Origin of the sequence: Paenalicyclobacillus macrosporangiidus, from assembly GCF_900116805.1 — a bacterium.
Taxonomy (GTDB): Bacteria; Bacillota; Bacilli; order Alicyclobacillales; family Alicyclobacillaceae; genus Alicyclobacillus_H; species Alicyclobacillus_H macrosporangiidus.
The window spans coordinates 1-22,525 of the sequence record NZ_FPBV01000002.1; the positions used below are offsets into that span (position 1 = coordinate 1).

Below are 22,525 nucleotides of genomic sequence, written 5' to 3' on the forward strand. Positions count from 1 at the left end.
CTGTCTACAAAAACCCTTGCACATAAATTCGCGATCAGAGCCCCAAAATCCTGGCCAGTAAACGACTTTCCGTTTGTTCAGCAGACCCTAATTACAGTTGCAGAAAAAAACAAGAGTAGTGCGTACTGCAATAGCTTATCTCTAGCATCGAGGTGTTTCTTCACAATAAATATACAAATAAGCCCTACCGCTAGGAGGATTACCGCGTTACGAGATGTTGACACTAGCGTGTCAACACAACCAATAATGAAATAAAGGAGGTCAGATTTCCCGAGCGACCGCTTCGAAATGTAATTAGAGTAAACAACAATCGACAGAATGGCACTCGCATCACCAAACGAGAAGGGATCCGTTAGGGTGGAGTCCGGTCTTATTATTGACCCAAAATTGACCACCCACATCGAGGTGTTCTCCCCCCACGTGAGGCCGAAGGCGCTCATGAATCGTATTGGCCCCAAGATCATCTCAAACAGAGCCGCAATGAACATAGTAACCAGCGCTAATCTCGATAATTTTTCGAATGCCACACAAAGATTGAGTACGGAAGTTATATCTAATAGATGCACAATTATAAACACAAGTGTAAAGAACGCAATGATGCGTAGTTCATTAAGCGCCATGTCAAACGGAATTCCCGTAAAGTGACCAACCAGCACAGCCATGACTAAGCTGAATAGCCACATCAAAATGCCGACCATAGAGACGTTTACCATAGCATGCCGGGTCCCCGAGCGTTTTCGACTTATATACCGCACAACAGTAAGAACAAAAGCAACGCTCAATAATACGACTTTGTAACTCCTAAGAGTAGAACTTTGTCCGATCACTAAGTTTATTACTCCGGTGAAAACGCTGAGATAAAGCAACCACTTGAGGGCTTTGGAAGCTATCATCTATGGTCTCCTAATCTGGCATTGTGGTGTAGTAATTCCTTTAACACGCCGAAAAACTGTCGTGTTGCAGTCCCCGCATCAGTAACCTGCCTTACATGAGTCGCGCCTCTGGCTCTTACCTTGGCTCGTACACTTGGGTCGTTGGCCACTCGGAGCATACCACCTCGTATACTGTCAATACTCGCAGGATTGACATACACACCGAAGTCACCAACAACCTCTCTGAAAACATCTAATTCTGAAACTACCACTGGAGTTCCCGATGCAATGGCCTCTAGTGGGGGAATGCCAAAACCCTCACAATAAGATGGATAAATTAGCCCAAGGGAATGTTTATAGAGATACAAAAGCTGTTCATCAGCAACGTAATTCAAATACATGACTCTACCAGACATATTAGCACACTCATTTATAGCCTGTTCTATCAGCGGGAGTCCCCATCGTTTTGGACCAACCATAACAAGCCCCACGGATTCATCTGGGTACCGGCTAAGTGCCCTGACTATGCCGTGGATGTTTTTTCTCGGTTCAATATTCCCTACGGCCAGAAAGTACCGCGCGGGAAGTTGCGGAACATCCAGCATTTCATCCCCAAAATAAATATCCTTAATGCTTGGCGGAAACGGTATAACGAATTTCTTTCTCATGTCGAAATAGCCTTTAATCTGGTTGGCTACGGCCTTTGAAGGAACAAGTACTACGTCACTCCTCGAAATAGACAGAGGCAACAAAGCGTTCATATACCACACGTGCATCCTTTGATGCATCTCAGGGAATTCATAAAAAGAGAAATCGTGCACGGTTGACACCATAACCTTGGCAATTCGTTGGGATGGAAGTAAAAAATTAGGTGATATAAAGACATCCGGTTTAAGTTTCTTCAATTTCTGTGGCAAATACAAATTCAACCACAGCGGAGAGGAAAACTTGCTATCACCCCCATCAACTATTAGTTGTTCCAATGATAGCCCTTGTCTATCAAGCGAAACAGCATGATTGGAGCACAGAATCAGTCGAACTTCTGGAACTTGTGACAGGTGTTTCACAAGGGTGTTAACATACATCCCAATCCCCGTGAGTTGGCCTACTAGTTTCCTTGCATCTACAGCTACTGTTATCACTCGATTACCCCCTCACCTGGACCGGCAGTATTACGGAGTATGATTAGTCTTGACAACCACGAGGCGGACTGAGTCCGCCTGTGTTTCTTCAAACACCAACAGGAGATCTACCTAATAGGTATATAAAAAGGTTTCGCGTTTCCCAAGGAGCTACACACCTTCCCGTCTACCCGTCAGTATTTCTCCCCAGCTGGCTAAGGCTGTGTCGAAACTGTAAAGGGCTTCGACAAGCTGCCTGGCGGCTCTTCCGATCGCTACCCTGCGTGATTCATCTGCCAAAAGGGCCAGAACACTGTTCGCAAAGCCTTCGTCATCATCCGCAACAACATAGTGTATTCCATCCACACCGGCTATCCCTTCTACTCCAATCGAGGTTGTCACTACCGGGAGGCCAAGGGCCATTGCCTCAAGGATCTTGGTCTTTATTCCACTTCCATACCAAATAGGTGCCACAAACACCTTACTTCCCTTCAATATGGGCACGAAGTCATCCACTTCTCCAATAAAGTCTATTCGTTGATGCTGCCTTGCCCTATTTTGAAGTCGTGCGCTAGGTGATCGTCCAACAATACGTAACACAACGTCGGGATCACGTTCCATTATGCGGGGCCAGATTTCATCAATGAACCGTGTAATACCGTCCACGTTATGAGGTACGTTCAACGCACCGAGAAAAGTTATGGCATGCAATGGCGGCCCGTCGACGTCTGCGGTTAGTAATCTGTGATCAACTGCAGGAGGGATGGAATATACTTTAGTACCGGGTGGGCAGCGATCCATCAAGCGCCCGACTTCAACCGGTGAAACCAATACGGAACAATCGCATTTAGTCGCGAGGACCGTCTCGTACCTTTTGGCAGTTATCGCTTCGAGCCAAACGACAGCCTTAATCAGACCGATATTGTGCAAAATCTTACTAACCACTTGTATTGTACGAGTAGAGCCTGCCTTCCCTACGGGATTAGTACTGATCTTACTCGTAATTTGCCGGAAATACCTCGTTGATATTAAGTCGTCAAGGTCCGCAACTTTTCTGTATATACTTCCGATATTCAACAAGTATTCTCCAGTTCTAATCATGTCGCCAATTACCACATCTACATTTTCCTCCGCAATGATCTTCTGAATCACCCGTTGATTACGTGCACTCCAAAATACCGCAGATTGAAGGGGGATTATTCTGCATTTAATAATATTTACTATCCAATTAAAAAACGCGTACACTAGGGATGGTAGGGGTAATACAACCAACCGATCGATAAATGACGGTACAGCAGTAGACTGAGATGATCCGAAAGAACCGAGAGCTACCACAATCAGACGGCACCCCAATTTTTCGTGCATGTACCTGCAGTAGTGGTACAAGACTATTTTTCGCCCATCCGTGGGGGGAAAGGGGAGCCTGCTGGTTATAAAAAGCACCGTGAGCTCGGACTTGTTCCCTAACAAGCAAAATGCCCCATTCCACGAAATATTACTCTGCACTCTATGCCTCTGAGTGACGGACAACTAAGTCGCAAGCCTGTAAGAATCCCTTACGACGACTGCTCCTTTTGTGCACTGAACGGGGATCCTATACCTATCAACTTTCACCCGGAACGCCTCGCTGCCTCTTCGTCAGACCAACGATCGCGGTTCATGTAAGATAAATGCCTCGTTACTCGGTACTGGCGGCCCGTGTCTATGACGCGGACATATAACATGGTAACCGAATACGTCCTATTGTACGTTGACACACCATTGATCCGCGTTTCAGGAATTTTACCCACAATTCTACAGCTATGACTCTTACATGTACACCGAGCACACCGGAGAAGCTATTCCACCAATGTAAGGTAGCCAATTAGACCTACCCTCAGAAGGTGTCGACAACATGAAATACCAAATCGCTAACGAAGCGGGATTGGCGAGCGGCACCCGCGTCCCACGCTCAACAACACAACTCCAGCCATCTTCATTTCATCCGGTTTCAGAACATTCCGGCCATCGAACACCACCGGGCAGCGCATGAAACGAGCCACGCGTCGCCAGTCAAGGGCCACGAACTCAGGCCATTCAGTCACAACCACCGCAGCATCCGCTCCAGCTAATACCAAATACGGATCGTTACATACGTCCAGAATTTTGGACGCACCCGAAATCCAACCCCTTACACGACGCACAACCGGGTCACACATACGGACCACGGCCCCCTCAGCCATAAGCGCCACATATAGATCAATGGCCGGCGACTCGCGCACATCATCCGTACCTGGTTTAAAAGCTACGCCCAGAAGAGTGATAACCCTACCTGCTAGTGTACCAAAGCTTTCCTTGAGACGTCGGACGGGTTCAAGACGCTGGCGTTGATTCACTTCGACCACCGCACGGAGCAATTGAAAGTCGTACCCCGCCTCGCCCGCAATGTTTACTAGTGCTCGCGTATCCTTGGGGAAACATGATCCACCGTACCCTAAACCCGCACGGAGGTATGACGGTCCGATACGAGGATCCAACCCCATCCCATACGCCACCTGGGTGACGTCGGCACCGACGCGATCGCAGATATTCGCGATTTCATTGATAAACGAGATCTTCGTCGCAAGGAAGGCGTTTGACGCGTACTTGATCATCTCGGCCGTCGCGGTGTCCGTCACGACGACCGGGGCGTCCAACCCCTCGTGCACAGTACGCAGCATTTGCTCCGTGGCCTCGTCCATTACGCCAAATATCATTCTATAGGGACGGAACACGTCCTGAATCGCTTGGCCTTCGCGTAAAAACTCCGGCACCGAGGCTACACGCAGGTCCGGCCGCCCTTGCGCTGCCAGCCGTTCTTTGAGTTTGCTCGCCGTTCCCACAGGCACCGTGCTTTTGATAGCCACCACGGCACCATGTGGCAGTGCCCTAGCCAATCCGTCCACCGCCATGAACACGGACGTGAGATCCGCGCTGCCCGTTGGTGTCGGGGGCGTCCCGACGGCCACAACCGCCATGGCGGCGTCTGTGGGCTCGGGAAAGGTCGTATGGAACGAGATTCGACCTTCTTGCACCTGCTCCCCAAGCAATTCGACCAAGCCGGGTTCGTAGAAAGGAACTTGGCCCTGACGCAGAGCTTTGATCTTGCTTTCATCCACATCAACACATGCAACCGAATGGCCCAGTTTAGCGAAACACAGTCCCGTCACCAATCCCACGTATCCCGCTCCGACGACAACTACGTTGATGGTCACCACCACCTTCCGTACAGCCCACTTGATCCCGGCACACTAGTTCGAGAAGATAAACGCGAGTGTCATCAAGGCAGGTCGTTTTTCACAGAGATATTCTACCAACCCTTTTCCTTCCTTGTCCATACCTACCGAAAGTTTGGATGCAGTGTATCTCAGAAATGGCACCTGGATGGAGGATTCTGCCCACTGTCGTCGAATGTTGTTATGACTCGTCATTGACATGAACGGGAGTGTCCAACTTGGCGCTTTCCAACCGAAACCCACAACCCATTACTATCGCACAACCGAAATCACCGGTCTCGGAAGCCTACCGTAACGTCCGCACCAACATTCAATTTTCCACCGCCGTCAACGGCGCTAGGACCTTGATGTTCACCAGCTCTGTGCCGGAAGAGGGTAAGACATCAACAGCGACGAATGTCGCTGTTGTGTCTGCACAGGCCGGGAAGCGAGTCCTCTTAGTGGATGCGGATCTTCGCAAGCCTCAGGTGCATCACCGGTTTCAGGTGTCCAACCTGGACGGGCTCAGCACCGTCCTCATTCGAGAACGCAGTCTGGAAGAGTGTGTAATCGCGTCCCGGGTACCCAACCTCTTCCTTGTGCCGAGCGGCCCCATCCCGCCGAACCCGTCGGAGATGCTCAGCAGCCGGATGTTTGTGGATTTTCTCCAGCACTGCGCTGACGAATATGACCTTGTGATGATTGACACGCCGCCGGTCTTATCCGTCACGGATGCACTCATCGTGTCGCGGCAAACTGACGGCGTGGTGTTTGTGGTGAATGCGCTGAAGACCAACCGCAACCTAGCCCGCCAGGCGGTGGCTGCGCTGGAGCAAGTGAACGCCCGCGTCCTCGGTGTGGTGTTGAACCGGGTGCAGCAGCGGGATCGGCAGTACGGATACGCGTATTCGTATTACTACGCATCGGAAGAAAAGCTGTCGATGTGACTAGAAGGAGATACCATGGAAGAACTGGAACTGAGAGAGTACTGGTATATCATCCGCAAGCGTCTCACGATGGTGCTGGCCATCCCGCTCATCGCCATGATCGCTAGCGGGGCCCTGTCGTTCTTCGTCCTGAAGCCCCAGTACGAGGCGGACACGACTCTGTTGGTCAACCAGAAGGCCAGCGACAACCCCTCCCTCGAGTACCAGATGATCCTGGCCAACCAGGCCTTGGTCAACACGTACAGCGACATCATCAAGAGCGCCACGATCGAGCGGGCTGTGATCCAGAACTTGCGGCTGCCGTACACGCTGGCTGAGTTCGACAAGATGGTTCAGGTCACCGCGCCCGACAAGTCGCAGGTCATCGACGTGAAGGTGACCGACCCGAGCCAGGTGGAAGCCGTGAAAATCGCCAACGCCCTGGCCACCGAATTTCAGCAGCGCGCCCAGCAGCTGATGAACGTCGAAAACGTCCAGATTATCGATCCTGCCGTCGTCAACCCGGACGCCAAGCCGGTCAAACCGAACAAGACACTGAACATCGCCGTCGCCCTGGTGCTTGGGCTGATGGTCTCCATCGGCTTGGCATTCTTGCTTGAATACCTCGACACGCGGTTGAAAAACGAGGAGGACGTGCGCAGGTACCTGAATCTTCCAGTGCTCGGGGTGATTGGGGATTATGAGGAGAAATGATGGGGTGAATTCAAGAATAGGGCCTTGTTCGCACGCGTCCGCCTTAGGACGCGTGATGTTTTTTATTCACCCACGCGATGCCTGGTGACCTTCCCCACGACTTGCATCCCCTGCCGAAGCCATGTCAGGACCTCGCTTGGGACCGGCAGCACCCTCGGGAAGGAGGTGCCGAGCCCCTTGCGAAACCCGATGATGACCGCCACCAACCGCGTCACGGACGATCCGATGACCGACAGCCCCGCACCGGCCAGCCCATATCGGGGAACGAGCAGCGCCATCCACAGCGCACCGCTGGCCACTCCGACGAACTGTACGATGGAGACATGCCCCGGATGATTGGATGCCAGAAAGGCGACGAGCAATACGTTGATGAGCGACGTGACGAGCGCCGCGACCAACAGCGGATAAAACGCCTCCAGGGCCGGGAGGTAGGAGCGGCCATACAAGATCCGCAGCAGCGTCGGCCCGAGAAGGGCGGCGAATAGGCAACAACACCCGACCAAGACGACCGCAAACCGAACCGCCTTGCCGACGTTTCGCGTGATCTCCTCCATCGACTTGCCGGCTGAAAGCGGAAAGAACACAGAGACCAACGCCGACGAAAACACTCCCAACGTATTGGCCATACTGACGGCCACCACATACAGCCCGACAGCACGCGCTGGCAGAAACGCCGCGACGACGATGCGGTCCAGCTGCCCGGACAGCGTGCCCAAAAGATCCGCCCAGTAGGAACGGATGCCATACGACAGAAGACGTTTGAGGTTCGTGAGCACTCCTGCAATGCGCGGCGGACATGCCTTCAGGATGCAAACCAGTCCCCAGATGAGAGTCAGTATGGTGACGAGCAAATAGGCGAGAGAGACGGTCAACACCGAGGCGTGATGGGTCGTCCACAGAACGAGCAGGCCCGCCGCCGTGAGCAGCGGCGGCAACCAACGGGCGATGTTATAGATCGTGAAAAGGCCCAGCGCCTGCAGCCCAGCGTTCACCGTACTTGTGAGATGAAACACAGGAGTCAGGACCAATGCCCGCTTGGCCATAGCCACGGTCGCTGGATCGTAATGGCCCAACCACACTGGGATGATGGCCAACCCGCACAGCGCTGCAACCGAACCCAGGACCAGACTGAACAGAAGCGCGACGCCCATCACCTCGCGCTGGGACTCCGGGGACCGGCGCAGAGCGTAGACGAGCGAGTTGGGCAGGGCGAGCGTGAGAAGAGACGCCAGAAGCGATGGCGCCATGACGATGACCGACTGTGCCCCTTTCGCTTCTGGACCGAGAAGCCTGGCACTGAGGACCCCCGTCACAACAGTGGTTAACGTGATGGCCAGATTGGTCCCCATGGTCTGGATGACATGGAATCGCGTCCTTGTTGGTTTTGCCGACATGGCTAGGCCCCCATGAGCGTGTAATCGGTGGTGGTAGGGATGAGCGGTTGCCGACGTTGGAACGACGTGACCCGGGGACCGAGCTCACGCGTACCGGGAAGGGTGTTCGTCATGCACTTCCATTTCTCCTGCAGAGCGGAAAATACCGCGTATCCGTACCGCTCGGTTGTAACCGATGGGCATATCCCTTATCTCAGGGGACAGTGCGTCATTGATACATGGGATACAACCAGTATAGAATACCCATCCCCTGCTTGGAATTGCAAGATTGCGAAATGATTTCCCGCCAGTGCCCAATATGCATCCCCGCGTGATGTCCCCCCCCATCCCTCGATTTGCGTGCTAACTTCACGCCCCGCCGCTGGGACCTTCCAATACGTCCGGAACCCTTGGTTCCTCAACATCGTCTTTCGCGGAAGTTGAAAGAGAATCAGGGCCACGCCAAGTACGTCTCCGGCCGAGCAGAAGGCGTTGACAAGAGCGCATGTTAAGACCAGGGATTGGTGGTGGATGGCGAACAGTTTCAAGAGAACGAGCGGAAGAACAGAGATGACAAGAAGAGGGGCCAGAAAAACGCCGATGAATCTGCGTCGTGTCAACACGCCGTCGTAGTGGGCGTAGAAAACGAACGCCTTCGGCCAAAAGCCGAACATCACGTGGTCAGACGCCAACCGCGCTGGGAACATGACGGCGTGCAGGAACTCGTGCACAGGGATGATGGCGACCAGGGCAAGCAGGTGATACAGGTGAATCACAATCGTATCGACTAGGTTCAAAAGCGCCACCAAGAAGCCCGTCAAAAAGACCAGAAAAATACCGATGGGAATGGCCACAAACTGCAAAAACCACATGTGGCGAGGTTCTTTCAGTGGCGTCCAGCCTTCCTGAATTAGGATGAAACGCTGGACTTTCCAGCGGCATGCCGACAATGATCCTCATGGCCATCCCCCATTGCGAACCATAGTCCGACAACCATAATTGCTCCGGCTCCAGTCCACCGACGTGCCACGGCTTGCGGGAAGCGCGCGGCCGGACCGCCATCAACCACCCGGAGATCCAACGTGAGGCTGAGCGGCAACCGCTGGACGCCCACGGAAGCCGTCTCGCCCCGGTGATACGTGGATCGGCGCGGTATGGGACGACGCATGAAATGACGGGCATGAAACGACGCTGCTGCTCATTCAGCGGCCTCCTGTGCGAGACGGTTCTCATTGAATCGTGGTCCCTGTGGGTTGGATTGTTCATCCCACCCCAACCCATAACTCGTTCCTCACTGTCTACGCAACCATGGAGGATTCCCGATTTTCAGATCGAAATAAGAAACATGCGGAAGTGGAAGACATCCTCACCTACTGGAATCTAAGGGTAAAACGGGGGCAGAAACCATGGAGGGGTTTTGGAAGGCGCAGGAGTGGCAGGTCGTCCACAGGCACGTGATCCCAGGCCGAGACGGCACCTGGGTCCCGTTCGAGGATTTGCCGTTGTCCAGGGAGGTACTGCGGTATCTCAGGAGCTCGTATCCGTCTGGCGTGTACCGACATCAAAGAGCCGGGATCGAGTCATTCCTCAAAGGGCATCACACCTGTCTGACCACCGGTACGTCCTCCGGCAAGACGCTGGCCTTTGTGATCGCCGCGCTGCAGGTGTTGAGCGAAGACCCTGATGCGAAGGTCATCGCGCTGTATCCGATGAAATCCCTTGGCACGGAACAGGAACAACGGTGGCGGAAGGCCTTGGCCGAATCTGGCCTGCCGTGCACCGTCGGGAGAATCGATGGGGACGTGGACACTCACGAACGAGAGAAGATCCTGGCGAATTCGAACGTGATCGCCATGACCCCGGACGTCATGCACGCCTGGCTGTTGGCCCACGTCGGAGATGCGGCCATCGCCAAGTTCATCAGGAAGCTGCGGCTCGTCATTGTTGATGAGGTGCACACCTACACCGGCGTGTTCGGCACCAACTCTGCATTCCTGTTTCGTCGGCTGTATCACGTCAACCGACGCCTCGGCGGACAGTACCGGTACTTCTGCGCCTCGGCCACCATGCGCGATCCCGCCGGCCACCTCGCCGCGCTTTTTGGAACCTCATTCGTGATCATCGGACCAGATTTCGATTCGTCCCCTAGGTTCGATCTGGAGGTTCAGATGGTGTCACCACCGCCCCAGATGGACCTCCTCACCGCGGTGGCGGAACTGCTACGTGCTATGTCAAACGAACACCAACGGTTCATCGCATTCGCCGACAGCCGCAAACAGACCGAGCAAATCGCCGCCATCCTGGCCCGACAAGGTTCGGCCGAACGCGACGAGGAGACATCGAGCATCCGGAAAATCCTTCGAACATTGGACATCCTGCCCTACCGGGCTGGATATGAGGACCAAGATCGCGCGGCGATACAAAGACGGCTCTCTCACGGGGAACTCAAGGGTGTGGTCAGCACCAGCGCACTGGAGTTGGGATTGGATATCCCGGGCGTCGATGCCGGGGTGCTGATTGGGGTCCCCTACTCCCACACCAGCTTTCTGCAGCGCATCGGCCGGGTCGGGCGGCACCAGCCCGGAACGGTGTATGTCGTCAAGGCCGGTAGCGTATTGGACGAGGTGGTGTTTCGCGAGCCAGAACTGTTGATGAGCCGGCCTCTGTCAGAGAGCGCTCTCTACCTGGAAAACCGGCAGCTGCAGTACATCCACGCCATGTGTCTGGCCCGGCCTGGAGGCGAGCATGATCAGATCAATGTGATAGATGATTACGAATCCTCCGGCGAACAGGTGGAACTCTGCTCCGAGGTGACCTGGCCTACAGGTTTCCGGGAGATGTGCCATGACGAACGCACGGGCGAGATCTCCGTGGAATTTCAGAACCTGAAGCTGTCGGCGGGGGATCGACCAAACGCGACGTTCCCGCTGCGGGACGTAGAGATGCAGTTTGACGTCGAGATCCCAAACGGCCCAGACATGAGACGTCTCGGATCGCTCTCCTACAGCCAGGTGATGCGGGAAGCCTATCCAGGGGCGGTGTACTATTACGCGACCAGACCCCATCGGATCACGAAAGTCGATCCCGTGAGCCGTACCATCACGGCGAGGCCCGAGAGACATTACACTACCAGCCCCAACCGGTTGCCGACCCGTATCTACCCCAACCTGACGACAGGCAACGTCTTCAGCCATGAGGCGTATGGTCCGCTGGTGGTCACCGAATGTCGCCTGCAGTTGCAGGACTCGGTGGCCGGATATAGGGAACGGCGTGGGCCGACGGAAATATCCGTACACTACCCGCTTCCTCTCCACACCGGAATCCACTTCCGTTCCAGTGTGTTCACGCGATACTACTTCTCTTCCGGCATCGTCATCACACACCCGGTGCTCAACGACCTCAACGGGCACCAGATGGACCAATTGACCGAGCTGCTTTACGAAGGTTTTCTCATCACCATCCCTTTCGAGCGTCAAGACATCGGATTCGGCCATGACAAGCACCGACGCGAACACCCATATATTCCAGTGGGCAGCCGGTTCATCTCCATTTTTGATCAAACCTACGGCAGTCTCCGACTCTCCGGACGCTTGGCGGAACCGAGTATCCTGCGGGCCGTTTTGGATCAGTCCCACAATATCCTACATGGCGGAGACTGGCGTTTCGAGCCCGCGCTCGGCCGAGTTGTACAAGCATTGTTGTCGGCGGCTCAACAAGGATCGGCGCCCATCCCCCTCGATGAAGCGGCCGCCACAGTGGAGTCATCGACGGACATCGTAGCCGTGATTCGGCCGGGCAGTGTCGGTTTGGCCGTGCGTCGCAACAACGAACACGTGACGATTGAGAATGTCTTCTACCATCCGGTCAAGGGCTTGTCCTATCGAGTGCGTTATTCGGATGGCACGCCCGGCGCCCCACCAAATGCGGACATCATATGGTCCATCGAAGAGGTTGTCCCACTGGAAGGCGAGTCGGAGATCGCGCGTTACAACCCGTCGACCGGGGAGCTGGTGTGACCGGCGGTACGGCGTCAGAGGGAGTGTGGTACACCGAGGGGATGGCCGAGGGCCGGTCGCCCCCCCCCCCCCCCCCCCCCCCCCCCCCCCCCCCCCCCCCCCCCCCCCCCCCCCCCCCCCCCCCCCCCCCCCCCCCCCCCCCCCCCCCGTCAGACGTCGTTACACATCATAGTCGGCAGGACTCAGGTTCCCTCAACAACCGCTCCAAATGTTTCACCGTGGGCGTCACGAGGGCGATGAAGAAGGCCTCGCGCAAGCGGCGCGACGCCGCGCTGGATTGCAGGTAGCCTGCGCCCCCGCAGTAGAGGACGGCGGCCGTCGCCACGTCCATGGCGAGATAGGCACTCTCGAGGCGCACCCGGGCAACCTCTGGGAAGGCGACGGCCTTGGTGTGGACCTGCTCCACCAGGGCAAAGGTGCGCTCTCGCAGACGTTCGTAGCGCTCGGCGAAGCCTTCCGGCCGCGCAGGCAGGAACCGGTTTGCCCCGGCCTGCGCCAATTGGATCATGCTGGCGATGGCCGATCCGCACAGGCCAAGCGCCATCCCGACCTGGCTGAGGACAAAGCCGGTCCGGACCCGCCGCACGAGCGCGTCCGCGTCCTCGCTCAGCACGTAGTCGTCCGGCACGAAAACCCGTTCGAAGTGGCAGTGGTACGTCGCCGTGCCGTTCAGTCCCATGAGCCCCCGGCGCTCGCGCAAGGTCAGTCCGTCCGCATCGCACGGGATGAACAGCATCACGCGGTGCCGGTCGTCCACCTGTGCAATCGCCCCAAACCACTGTCCCGGCGCGAGATTGGACACAAACGGCAGGATCCCGTCACACACGTACCCGCCGGAGACCCGCTCCGCCCTCAGCTTCAGGGGCTCCAAACCCACGTAATACTTCATCGCATTGGACAACCCCGTCCCGCACAGAATCTCCCCCGATTCCAGCCGGGGCAGCAGGTGCTCGAACAGGTACCGGCTCTCGCCGTGGGCGACGTAACTGAGCCCGGTGAGGTGGCACCACACCAGAAACGCCGTCGAATTGCAGGTCCGCGATACCGTCTCGATCAACCTCAGGTTCCGCTCGGTGACCCGCCATTCTGGCAGGTTTCGCACCTGATAGTAGCCCGCGGCCCCCAACGCTTGCAGGAAGGATTGCGGGTAGTGACCTTCGAGATCGATCACGGAGACCTCCGGCACCAACTGCTCCTCTATCAACGCTTGCAGTGAAACGTCCGCCGTCTTACTCATGGGACCCCCCTCACCCTCTCCGGTGTCGCGGCCGGGTACGGAGCCGGCAGATGCAGTGCCTCGTCGTCATGGGAGGCAGCGGGATCGTCGATGGCCCAGGGATACAGCGGGTACTTGCGGTGGAACCAGCGGACGCTGAGCACGCACAGGAGGACGCCGCAGGCGAACAAGGCCCATGGCAGCGGATCGAAAACCCCGTACACGCATCATTCCTCCTTCATTCATCAAACCCAGGTTCATGAGCGAATGGAAGCCAGCTGCCGCACCTTTGTCGAAGACCGCCGGTACAGGGCCGTCACCCGCGCGGGATCGGAGATGAAATGCAAGGTGAGACCGACCAGCACGGTGCCGCCGATGAAGTTGCCCATCAATGTGAACAGTTGATTGTGCGCCCACCCGTACCGGACGAACCCCCAGTGCAGGAGTGCCGCGGGCCCGGAGGCCGCAAGGGGGGTGTGGAGGACCTGCGTGTACAGGGGTTGCTCCAGGATCGGCAGCGCCAAGAACCCGATGTTGGCGATGCAGTGCTCTGTCATGCCGGCCACAAACGCAAGCGGCCCGTAGTAGGCCATGCCGATCTTTCCGATGTCCGTCCTCGCTTTGAAAAACAGAATGACGCCGGTCTGCAGCAGCCAGGTGCAGAAGCAGCCCATGGCGAAGGTCTGCAGGTCCGTCATCCCCGTCTTCGCGGCCGCGATCTGATGCGCGCGGAGCAGCCACGGCTCGGTGATGTAGTTGCTGCCTCCAATGTACACGAGGACACAGACGCTGAAGCACCCGACGGCGTTGCCGAGATAACTGACCAGGATGAACCAGCCGTACTGCCGCCACGTCAGGCGCCTGTGAAAGATGCCGATGATGCCGATGACCATGTCCGCCGTGATCAAGCTGTTCCCAGACACCAGGATGATGACGAGGGAAAAGCCGAACATCAGACCCATCAGGAGGTTTGCGATGCCGGGCCACGGCACCCCGGCGCTGACGGACAGCGCCAGGATGGCGCCGAAGCCCACCATGGCTCCCCCGATGAACGACTGCAGGAGGAACGCCCAGGGTCGTTCCACCAGGCGGCGGTACTTGTCGGCGCACTGGTTGGCCAATGTCACAACCAATTCCTCATTGCTGTGCGGGCTCAGATCCATGGGCGTCGCTCCTCATCATTACAAAGACTTACTTCTTGGGCGAAATCTGCACCGTCTCCGTGATGGCATCCACCGGAGCCGACACCGCCTTGCGCGCCGCGTACACCGTCTCCTCGTCCGGGCTATCGTAGAAGCACAGGCACTTGGTCATATCCTCGCACACGTAGGTCCGTTGGAACGTCACCTCGGGCACCTCCGCGTAGTGCACGGAGTTTTGCTTCTTCCGCTGCAGGTACGCGTCCATGGTCAACCCTTCCGGCAGGTTCCACTCGACGACGTAACGAACCTTGGCCGCGTTGGCCTTCACCTGATCCAGATCTGCCCCGACGAGCCGGACGGGCTTCACCAAGGTCACCGGGATGGCCTGGTCCGTGAACATCTGCCGGACCGTTCCCTGATTCTCGCTCTCCACGACGAAAAACGCGCGGGTGAAGTCACTGGCGACCTGCACCTCGATGAGCTCGCTCGCGCGCTGTGCCGCCAACCCCGCCAGCGTGTTCGCCGCATCTTCCAGCGCCGCCTGATCCCGCAGGCGCTTGGGCAACACCGATTCGACCAGATACAAGCCCATTCCGACCATCTCCTAATGTTTATTTTGTAGATGATTTTTATATGAATTTAAACCCATGGTAGTCGTATCGGAGTGCGTTTGTCAATCATGGCCTCGTCCAGCTTTCCCTGCGCCACCATGGCCTGGACATCGCGGGCAGGCTGCACCGGATCCGGGTGGTGGAGTGGTTTCGCGGAGGCGGGGGCGGGAGTGTGCGGGCATGTGTGTGCGGAGGACACCGGTCAATGCTGCCTCGATTTCGTGCGCCGAGCAACCACCAGGGCGCCGTCGTCTGGCAACCTCGGTAGGTGCGCTACCTTCTGTTAAGCGGGAAAATCGGATAAGGAATGAGCTGGACACGGAGGGAGCCCAACGTGCCATCGCGCCGGGTGAAAGGCGGGCTTCACGCGAGCCCACTTTCCAGCGCCTCCCTCGCCTCCTCCAGGGCGGGCAGCCAATCCTCCTCCCGCAGTTCGATACCCAGACCCTCTGCGAGCGGACGAAGCAGGGCGCCGACCTCCGGCCGCTGAATCAGGAACGCCTCCGGACAGCGCCCGGCGCGCAAGATTTCGACGAGCTTGTCCACAGACTCCTGCGCGTACGTCTGGTGGCCGGCGGCGTGGACTTGAAGGATCATGCCGGATGCGTGATCGACACACATCAGCATCTTGGAGAACATCGGCCGCTCTCCTTCTTGGATGACGAACGGCGCGTAGAAGATGTCGACCTCCCACTCCCCCTTCCGCGACGCCTGGCGCCGGATGCGCTTCAGAGTGACCTCGTCGACGCGGACCGTCGGGACTGCGGGCGCTGGGGGTGTGATTTGCGGCGTTTCGGTCCAGACGTCGATCCACTCGAAGGCCGCGCCGTCTTGCACCCGCCTGCGAGTCAGGATTTGGTTGGGCTGGGGTGGCTCGAGCAGGTCGGGCTGCTGGCGAACGCGGGAGGCGACCGTGGTGGCTTGGGACAGCGCGATCGACAGGAATTTCGCCTCGTCCCGCGTCAGATACCAGGGCACGTACCCGGGACGGTGGCTGCGAAACACGGGCCAGGCGTTTTCGCCCCGGAAGCGGAGGCCGAGTTGTTTCATGACAGCGCGGTCCTGTTCGGTCACGTCGCGGCTGCCCTCGAATGACGCGATCAACGCGAATTGCCCGTACACCCGCTCCTCCTCGGCGGCAGGCGATGGTTCATCGTCATCCATCAGCCGATGAAGGGACCTCCAGCCGGCCTCCCCAGGAAAGACCGCGAGCCCAAAGAACTCGCCTATGGCGCCCATGACGGAGCAGTAGCCAATCTGGCCGGTGTCAGGGTCCTCGACGGCGAACAGGGCGTCGTCGTACATCCATTGCCATGGCGCCAGGTTACGGAACGCGACGGCGGCGTCGTAGAGCGCTTTCCACTCGGACAGCGAAGGTGCGTTGGAAATGGGAATCGCCTCCTTGGATGGGATGTATCCTACCTGTCTGCCTTAACCGTCCTGCCCGGCCACGAGCGCGGACAGCGAGTCAGCGAACAGGGCGTGCAGGTGAGGATAGCGAGATCGAATGCGAGCAACCTCCTCCGCCACCCTCGCAGGGTTCCCCAGGGGCTCCTCGAGGAATGGCTCCAAGAGGGACAAGAGGTCAAGGTATTCGGCGCTGACCGATTCGGGGCGCCGGTCCACATACCAAACCAACATCCGCGCCCGCACGGGTACGGGCACGCGCTGGTCCCGGGAGACCCGGACCAACTCCTCGTACTCTGCGAGGATGTCGTGCCACGCGTGGATCTCACGGATGACATCCGATCCCGGTGGTGCCGCGGTACCCGCGAGATCGAGAAAGAAACGCGTAGCGCGTTCCTCGCCCGAGGACCACGCGATCTGTGTTCGCTGCAGATAGAAGCGGCTCAGCCGCTCCCGTTCCTCCTCCCCCGCCCGCCCGGCGTACCGCTTGACGAAGCGGCGCACCTCCGCGCACTCGTTCCACTTCCCCAGCTTTACCAACAGGAAAGGCCATGCTTGGGCCATCTGGTGGTCGGCGGGCACGACCGCGGCCTTGGACACTTTCACAATCCGCCGGATCTCTGCGTACGCGGCCTCAAAATCCCCCTGCTGCAGGTACAAGGTCACATACAACGGGGACACGGCATCACTTCGATGGCAAAGGCATACCTCAACAAGGGCCTGTCCAAACGCGCAAACGAAATTCTGGATCAGATTACGGCGCCCGCAGGAGTCAACGACGCGATGGAATTGGCGTTGTTGTATAAACGCGCCGGGGATATGCAAAAGGCGCACAACGTGTTTGCGAGCAACTACGATGTGCTCATGAATGATCCGAACCCAACTCGACAGGCCTGGTGCTGGATGGACCTGGCCAACACGCTCATCTGGCTGCGTGCGCCGGATTCGGACATCCGCCGCGCGTTTGAGAAGGCCATCGAGCTACTCCCGTCCGAACCCCGGTTCAAGGATGTGTACGCGCGTTGGCAAGGGCGGGCGCAGAGGAACAACCGAAAAACCTGATAAAACCAGCCGGTTGGGAGGGTGCAGCGGACGTTCAACCCTGTCTTTAAGCCGTATTTCCGTGGAAAATCGGCCACCCGGGCCCGGCGCATGCGGTACTTTGTCAGGTATTGTGGTTGCTCCTCCTCAGGTACAGGCACCGGCTCCGCCCGGCCGTCGCCTTCTTGTAACCGCCGCCACAACCACAGGCCCCTCCAACTCCGACCGGCAAACCGCATCCACGGACACCCCTCCGGGGCCGGCCCCGCCGCGCACCGCCCCCCGCCCTACGCCCGGGCCCGTGAGAGCAGCGTGCGGAGACCTTGATCCATCGGGATCGTCGCCTCCCACCGCAGTCGCTCCCGCGCCGCCGCCACGTCGAGGCAACTGCGGCGGATGTCCCCCGGGCGCTCCGGGCCGAAGGTGAGGCGCTCCGGCGCGTCCGCCTCGCGAATCATCACCTGCGCGATCTCCAACACCGTCGTCTCGGTGCCGGTCCCGATGTTGAACGTCCCCGCGACGGGGATGGTGGCCGCCACCAGGTTGGCGCGGGCGACGTCGGCGACGTGCACAAAGTCCCGCGTCTGGCGTCCATCCCCATGGATGTGGAGCGGCTCGCCGCGCGCGATGCGGTCCGCGAAGATCGCGATCACGCCGCCCTCTCCGCTCGCATCCTGCCTCGGCCCGTACACGTTCGCGTAGCGCAGGATGACGGGCCGGAGAGCTGTGCCCTGACAGAGGACCTCGATGTAGCGCTCACAGGTGCGTTTTGCGATCCCGTAGGGGGAGATGGGCTCCGTGGGGTGCGCTTCGTCGATCGGCACGTGCTGCGGCTCCCCGTACACGGCCGCGGACGACGCGAACACGAACTTCCCGGCGCCGCAAGCGAGGCTGCACTCGAGGACGTGCAGCGTCCCGAGGATGTTGGTGCGCGCATCCTCCGCGGGGTGCGCCACCGATTGGGCCACGCTGACCTGGGCCGCCTGGTGGATGACGGCCGCCGGCTGCTCCCGCTCAAAGACGTCGCGTAACGCCGCGGGATCGGTGACATCCACCCGGTAAAACGACGCCTTCGGATTCAGGTTGCGCGCGTGCCCCGTGCTCAGATTGTCCACGACGGCGACCTCGTGTCCGTGCTCTATCAACGCATCGACAATGTGGGAGCCGATGAACCCCGCGCCCCCGGTCACGAGAACCTTCAACGTCCCGCCCCTCTCTGATGGACCTGAATCGGATTGATCGTAACAGACCCCACCCCACCGCGCAACGGCATGCTGTCGCCCGCGTCTATCCCAAGTGCGAAATGATGGAAGTGACGATGTGCAAGGAGTCCCACTCACCGTCGGAAATGTAATAAATCGGGTACTTGTTTGGGAACAGCTGTTTGTCAATTTCACTGGCGGAGAATCCTTCTTCGTGAAGACGCATCACTTCACCGCAAAGACGCTCAAGATACTCCAGCTTTTGTTGCAACATCCCCTTTCCGTCCCGGATCAACCCGGCATGGGAGCAGAACATCGACTGGAAGTCACAGCGGACGAGGGTGCGAATGGAGTCCATGATCACAGGGATGGATTCGCTGGCCATGATGACCTTCGTCTTCGGAGACAAAAACAATTCCCCGGAAAACAATATCCCGGATTGTTCATCGAGGAGCGCAACAGGATCATCCGCATGACCGGGTGTGTAGATCACTTTCCACTCCCGGCTGCGGGATTGGATCGTTTCCTGAAGCGGTAAGGCTTGAAATTCTTTTCGTATCCCTCTACCAAACGGTCGTTTTATGAAAATATTGCTTCAAGTGTGCAGCCAAGCCCCTGCTGAAACGCGACACGCGCGTGGGCGCTTGCCGTGGCGCCCGGTGGGCGATCGCGTAAGATACCCCGGTCGAGCGTCATCCGACAGAGTGAGGAGGAATGCCGATGTACAAGCCGATCAAAGCGCGACCGCTGCCGGAACGGTTGCTGAGATTGAACGGGATCTCCGCCCGTACCATACGTGAACACTACAAACTTTACGAAGGGTACGTCAACAAAGCCAACGAAACGCGGGCGAAACTGGAGCAGATCGATGTGGCTCAAGGCAACACCACGTACAGCGAAATTCGCGCCCTCAAACGCGGGGAGAGTTTTGCGCTCGACGGCGTCAAACTGCACGAGCTGTACTTCGACGAACTCGGCGGCAAGGGGCGGCCGGAGGGAGAGATTGTCATGGCGATTGAAAGACAGTACGGGAACTTCAATCGTTTCCTCGCCGAGTTTCGGGGCGCCGGATTGTCCGGCCGCGGGTGGGCCATCCTCGCCTTCGACACGGAGCAGGAAGAACTCTTCATTTATATTACGGACGACCAGCACAACGGCCATGTCATCCAGTCGATTCCCATCCTGCCGATGGACGTGTTCGAGCACGCCTACTACATCGATTACGGCACATCCCGCGGCGAGTACATCAACGCCTTCTTCCGAAACCTCGACTGGTCCGTCGTCAACCGGCGTTACTTGGAAGCCAGGAGGTCCGTGCGGCCGCGGTTTCGGTTGTTCGGAAGCCGCGAAGTCAGTTCGTGAAGTGCGCCTGCAGAATGTCCTTCAATCCCTGCAGATCGGGGATCCAGTACCAGAGCTGCTGCTTGACCACCGGGTCCATCATCATGGCGCCGCGGCCGGGCACCTGGTAGTAGTGGACTTGTCCCGCCTCGAAGTCCTTGACCCCGAGCGCTAGGCTCAGCATGTCGGACTGGCTGAGGTTGGTCGTCACCAGGTACTGGGACAGGGTCCCGACCAAGGCCGGGATCTTGGTGACGTTGCCGGGCTGCAGCACCTGCTTGGCGATCCCGACGAGGGCCGCCTCCTGAAGCCGCTGGCGATCAAACTCGCCGTCCGGCAGCGAATACCGCTCGTGCACAATCTCCGTCACCATCTTCCCATCGAGGAAGTGCTCCCCCTTCGGGATGACCTTACCTTGGTCCTCGGGGTACCACGGGTGCGTCAGCTTGACGTCGACGGGCACGTCCATCGTGATGCCGCCGACGGCGTCGACGATGTCCTGCAGGCCCCAGTAGTCGGTCTCCGCGTAGTAGTTGATGGTCAGGCCGGTCAGATCGCTCACCGCCTGCAGCGTGGCCTGGATACCGGCTGCCTCTCCGCCCTTCAGTTCGGCGAGGTAGTTGGCGTGGGTGATCTTCGTCTCGCCGTACCCGGGCAGATTCACCCGCGTGTCGCGCGGGATGCTCAGAACCTCGTAGTCGTGCTTCGGGAGGTCCACGTGCACCAGCACGATGGAATCGGTGCGTGACGCCTCATCCTGAGCCCGCGCGTCGATGCCGAGCAAGAGCAGGTTGAAGGTGCCGTCGTGGGGGACGGGGGGAGCCGGCGGGATCGATCCGCTCGTATTCGCCGGCTTCGCCACCACGGGGACCGCGCCTTTTGTGAAATGGTGCGCGGGCTGCAGGCGCACGTAGGCGTACACGCCGGCCCCGACGACGCATGCCAGGGCGGCCGCTCCGCCAATCCACCAGGCCCGGCGGCGCCGGCGGCGGGTGCCAGGGATGGCAGGGCCGGCGGGGTCGGCGGAATTCGCGGAATCCGCCGGGTCCGCGGGGCCAACCGCGCCGGCCGGTCTCGCGGAGTCGGCCTGGCTGGCGACGCGCGCCTCCGCCCCCGCGGCATCGGATGGTGGGATGGGAACCGCGTGATCGTCCGGTGTATCGGGATGGTTCTTTGAATTCGTCATATGTCGCTCCTGCGGTCAGAATGATGGGCGTCCCGCTGTCCCGCTCTGGCGGCCCGCTCGATGTTATCCGCGCGACAGCCCGTCCCACACGGCCTGGTACCACAGCCGGTACCCTTCGGCGTTTGGATGGTACGTGTCGGCGAGAATGTTCGCCACGGTCTCGTGCTTCTCCTGCAGCGCCTTTCGGATGGCGCCCTCGACGTCGATGTACAGGTGCCCCTCGGCCTGCAGGTGGGACCGCTCGCGCTGCAGATAGTCCGCGTAGGTCAGGCCGATGCGGTTCCTGCTGTCCGCCTGGATGGGATTGGACGACAGGAATACCACCCGCACGTTCGGAAGGGAGCCGCGGAGAGTGTTGGCCAGTTGATCCAGGTTCTCGAGGTGCGTCGCCATCGGGACGCTCTGGGCCCAGTCGGCCATGGCGCAGGTCTCGACGAGGATCAGATCGGGGCGCTGTTGGATGGCTTCGTCGACGACGCTGGCCTGGAGCATGGCGGCGCTCGATCCGGCGGAGATGCCGAGATCATCCCCGGTGAGGCCGTGGAGACCGGGCTGCATGCTGAGCTGTGTGACCAACTGCGGGAACCAGGCATCGGCGGGGTTGGCGACGCCCACCCCCTTGGTGCCGCTGCTCCCAAAGGCGACGATGTGGACGGCGGCGGGGGCGGTGCCGTCGCTGCCTGTGGTACCGCTTCCATCCGAGGTACCGGTGGTGTTGGTGCCTCCTGCACCGCCCGCACCGCCGGCACCGCCCTGGTTCTCCGCCCGCGCCACGAGAAATCCGATCAGCGAATTGGCGGCGTGGCCAGCAGTGCCGCCGGCGGACGCGGTGCCGCTGCCGAACGGGGAGGTCGTGGTGCCGGATGGGGCAGCCGGGGAGGTCGTGCTCCCAGATGGGATGCCGTTCGATCCGTTCCCCGCCGGGCCCCCACCCGCACCTCCCGCGTTGGTGCCGTTGGCATTGGAGGACTCCAGATACTGCTTCGCCGCGCTCAACTGGGCCTGCTGCACCTGGCGCTGATGGATCTCGCCCGCGGCCAGCACGGCCAACAACACGGCACCGAGCCCCCCGACCGCCAGCCAGTCGCCCCATTTCGCCAACCGGATCACCCCTCCGATGGTCT

21 protein-coding genes are annotated in these 22,525 nt (G+C 58.8%); 5 read left to right on the forward strand and 16 right to left on the reverse strand.

Going from position 1 to position 22,525, the window contains the following annotated elements; translation table 11 throughout:
• Window positions 1–77 precede the first annotated feature (77 nt).
• The 4 genes from BM357_RS02420 to BM357_RS02435 form a co-directional block, all read right to left on the reverse strand.
• Window positions 78–893: a hypothetical protein gene (locus BM357_RS02420; RefSeq protein ID WP_074949308.1), complete on the reverse strand. Its 816-nt coding sequence runs from the start codon at window positions 891–893 to the stop codon at window positions 78–80.
• Window positions 890–2,014 carry a glycosyltransferase family 4 protein gene (locus BM357_RS02425; RefSeq protein ID WP_074949310.1) on the reverse strand — a complete coding sequence of 375 codons (1,125 nt, stop codon included), beginning with the start codon at window positions 2,012–2,014 and terminating at the stop codon, window positions 890–892. Before BM357_RS02425 ends, BM357_RS02420 begins: the two co-directional genes overlap by 4 nt.
• 150 nt (window positions 2,015–2,164) lie before the next feature.
• Window positions 2,165–3,463, reverse strand: coding sequence for a glycosyltransferase family 4 protein (locus BM357_RS02430; protein WP_083430102.1), 1,299 nt, complete (start codon window positions 3,461–3,463; stop codon window positions 2,165–2,167).
• Window positions 3,464–3,903: 440 nt separating this feature from the next.
• Window positions 3,904–5,232 (reverse strand): UDP-glucose dehydrogenase family protein, encoded by a 1,329-nt coding sequence (locus BM357_RS02435; RefSeq protein WP_074949314.1) that lies wholly within the window; start codon window positions 5,230–5,232, stop codon window positions 3,904–3,906.
• Window positions 5,233–5,465: 233 nt separating this feature from the next.
• On the opposite strand from BM357_RS02435, the gene BM357_RS02440 reads away from it, so the two are divergent.
• Both BM357_RS02440 and BM357_RS02445 read left to right on the forward strand, forming a co-directional pair.
• Window positions 5,466–6,173 carry a CpsD/CapB family tyrosine-protein kinase gene (locus BM357_RS02440; protein ID WP_083430103.1) on the forward strand — a complete coding sequence of 236 codons (708 nt, stop codon included), beginning with the start codon at window positions 5,466–5,468 and terminating at the stop codon, window positions 6,171–6,173.
• 15 nt (window positions 6,174–6,188) lie between these two features.
• Window positions 6,189–6,866, forward strand: a complete 678-nt coding sequence (locus tag BM357_RS02445; protein ID WP_074949318.1) for a YveK family protein — start codon at window positions 6,189–6,191, stop codon at window positions 6,864–6,866.
• A 62-nt stretch (window positions 6,867–6,928) separates the two neighbouring features.
• Here the strand turns inward: BM357_RS02445 and BM357_RS02450 are convergent, their stop codons facing one another.
• Together BM357_RS02450 and BM357_RS02455 are read right to left on the reverse strand one after the other, a co-directional pair.
• Window positions 6,929–8,260, reverse strand: a complete 1,332-nt coding sequence (locus tag BM357_RS02450) for an oligosaccharide flippase family protein (RefSeq protein ID WP_074949320.1) — start codon at window positions 8,258–8,260, stop codon at window positions 6,929–6,931.
• Between the two features lie 188 nt (window positions 8,261–8,448).
• Window positions 8,449–9,111, reverse strand: coding sequence for a DUF3267 domain-containing protein (locus tag BM357_RS02455; RefSeq protein ID WP_074949322.1), 663 nt, complete (start codon window positions 9,109–9,111; stop codon window positions 8,449–8,451).
• Window positions 9,112–9,645: 534 nt separating this feature from the next.
• Between BM357_RS02455 and BM357_RS02460 the strand changes: the two genes are divergently transcribed.
• Entirely contained in the window at window positions 9,646–12,255 is a 2,610-nt protein-coding gene (locus BM357_RS02460; protein WP_074949324.1) for a DEAD/DEAH box helicase, read from the forward strand.
• A gap of 166 nt (window positions 12,256–12,421) precedes the next feature.
• Here the strand turns inward: BM357_RS02460 and BM357_RS19665 are convergent, their stop codons facing one another.
• The 6 genes from BM357_RS19665 to BM357_RS02490 all read right to left on the reverse strand — a co-directional run bounded on the left by BM357_RS19665 (window position 12,422) and on the right by BM357_RS02490 (window position 17,312).
• Window positions 12,422–13,492, reverse strand: a complete 1,071-nt coding sequence (locus BM357_RS19665; protein WP_074949327.1) for an acyl-CoA dehydrogenase family protein — start codon at window positions 13,490–13,492, stop codon at window positions 12,422–12,424.
• Window positions 13,489–13,695: a hypothetical protein gene (locus BM357_RS02470; protein WP_074949329.1), complete on the reverse strand. Its 207-nt coding sequence runs from the start codon at window positions 13,693–13,695 to the stop codon at window positions 13,489–13,491. The genes BM357_RS19665 and BM357_RS02470 overlap by 4 nt, the downstream gene beginning before the upstream one ends.
• Before the next feature lie 33 nt (window positions 13,696–13,728).
• Window positions 13,729–14,634, reverse strand: a complete 906-nt coding sequence (locus BM357_RS02475; RefSeq protein ID WP_074949331.1) for a formate/nitrite transporter family protein — start codon at window positions 14,632–14,634, stop codon at window positions 13,729–13,731.
• 28 nt (window positions 14,635–14,662) lie between these two features.
• A complete protein-coding gene (locus tag BM357_RS02480) occupies window positions 14,663–15,205 on the reverse strand; it encodes a DUF4242 domain-containing protein (protein WP_074949334.1) in 543 nt (180 codons plus the stop codon).
• A 382-nt stretch (window positions 15,206–15,587) separates the two neighbouring features.
• Window positions 15,588–16,637, reverse strand: coding sequence for a DUF7309 domain-containing protein (locus tag BM357_RS02485; protein WP_074949336.1), 1,050 nt, complete (start codon window positions 16,635–16,637; stop codon window positions 15,588–15,590).
• An 18-nt stretch (window positions 16,638–16,655) separates the two neighbouring features.
• Window positions 16,656–17,312 carry a hypothetical protein gene (locus BM357_RS02490; protein ID WP_074949338.1) on the reverse strand — a complete coding sequence of 219 codons (657 nt, stop codon included), beginning with the start codon at window positions 17,310–17,312 and terminating at the stop codon, window positions 16,656–16,658.
• Window positions 17,313–17,324: 12 nt separating this feature from the next.
• Between BM357_RS02490 and BM357_RS02495 the strand changes: the two genes are divergently transcribed.
• A complete protein-coding gene (locus BM357_RS02495; protein ID WP_074949340.1) occupies window positions 17,325–17,693 on the forward strand; it encodes a hypothetical protein in 369 nt (122 codons plus the stop codon).
• Window positions 17,694–17,959: 266 nt separating this feature from the next.
• Here the strand turns inward: BM357_RS02495 and BM357_RS02500 are convergent, their stop codons facing one another.
• Complete coding sequence (locus BM357_RS02500; RefSeq protein ID WP_074949342.1) at window positions 17,960–18,874, reverse strand: NAD-dependent epimerase/dehydratase family protein; 915 nt, start codon at window positions 18,872–18,874, stop codon at window positions 17,960–17,962.
• A gap of 85 nt (window positions 18,875–18,959) precedes the next feature.
• Window positions 18,960–19,367: an MBL fold metallo-hydrolase gene (locus tag BM357_RS02505; protein WP_074949344.1), complete on the reverse strand. Its 408-nt coding sequence runs from the start codon at window positions 19,365–19,367 to the stop codon at window positions 18,960–18,962.
• 227 nt (window positions 19,368–19,594) lie between these two features.
• Here BM357_RS02505 and BM357_RS02510 point away from each other — a divergent pair, with 227 nt between their 5' ends.
• A complete protein-coding gene (locus tag BM357_RS02510) occupies window positions 19,595–20,236 on the forward strand; it encodes a superoxide dismutase (RefSeq protein ID WP_074949346.1) in 642 nt (213 codons plus the stop codon).
• On the opposite strand, the gene BM357_RS02515 is transcribed toward BM357_RS02510, so the two are convergent.
• Both BM357_RS02515 and BM357_RS02520 read right to left on the reverse strand, forming a co-directional pair.
• Window positions 20,226–21,401: an LCP family protein gene (locus BM357_RS02515; protein ID WP_074949348.1), complete on the reverse strand. Its 1,176-nt coding sequence runs from the start codon at window positions 21,399–21,401 to the stop codon at window positions 20,226–20,228. The genes BM357_RS02510 and BM357_RS02515 overlap by 11 nt on opposite strands.
• Before the next feature lie 63 nt (window positions 21,402–21,464).
• The gene (locus BM357_RS02520; protein WP_175511418.1) at window positions 21,465–22,502 is read right to left on the reverse strand and encodes an SGNH/GDSL hydrolase family protein; all 1,038 of its coding nucleotides are present in this window, start codon (window positions 22,500–22,502) and stop codon (window positions 21,465–21,467) included.
• Between the last annotated feature and the right edge of the window lie 23 nt (window positions 22,503–22,525).

Coding starts and splice junctions, on each gene's coding strand:
- BM357_RS02450 (WP_074949320.1), bottom strand. CDS start 8,260: ATGTCGGCAAAACCAACAAGGACGCGATTCCATGTCATCCAGACCATG.
- BM357_RS02515 (WP_074949348.1), bottom strand. CDS start 21,401: ATGACGAATTCAAAGAACCATCCCGATACACCGGACGATCACGCGGTT.
- BM357_RS02475 (WP_074949331.1), bottom strand. CDS start 14,634: ATGGATCTGAGCCCGCACAGCAATGAGGAATTGGTTGTGACATTGGCC.
- BM357_RS02455 (WP_074949322.1), bottom strand. CDS start 9,111: ATGTGGTTTTTGCAGTTTGTGGCCATTCCCATCGGTATTTTTCTGGTC.
- BM357_RS19665 (WP_074949327.1), bottom strand. CDS start 13,492: ATGAGTAAGACGGCGGACGTTTCACTGCAAGCGTTGATAGAGGAGCAG.
- BM357_RS02420 (WP_074949308.1), bottom strand. CDS start 893: ATGATAGCTTCCAAAGCCCTCAAGTGGTTGCTTTATCTCAGCGTTTTC.
- BM357_RS02445 (WP_074949318.1), top strand. CDS start 6,189: ATGGAAGAACTGGAACTGAGAGAGTACTGGTATATCATCCGCAAGCGT.
- BM357_RS02460 (WP_074949324.1), top strand. CDS start 9,646: ATGGAGGGGTTTTGGAAGGCGCAGGAGTGGCAGGTCGTCCACAGGCAC.
- BM357_RS02480 (WP_074949334.1), bottom strand. CDS start 15,205: ATGGGCTTGTATCTGGTCGAATCGGTGTTGCCCAAGCGCCTGCGGGAT.
- BM357_RS02495 (WP_074949340.1), top strand. CDS start 17,325: ATGGCAAAGGCATACCTCAACAAGGGCCTGTCCAAACGCGCAAACGAA.
- BM357_RS02510 (WP_074949346.1), top strand. CDS start 19,595: ATGTACAAGCCGATCAAAGCGCGACCGCTGCCGGAACGGTTGCTGAGA.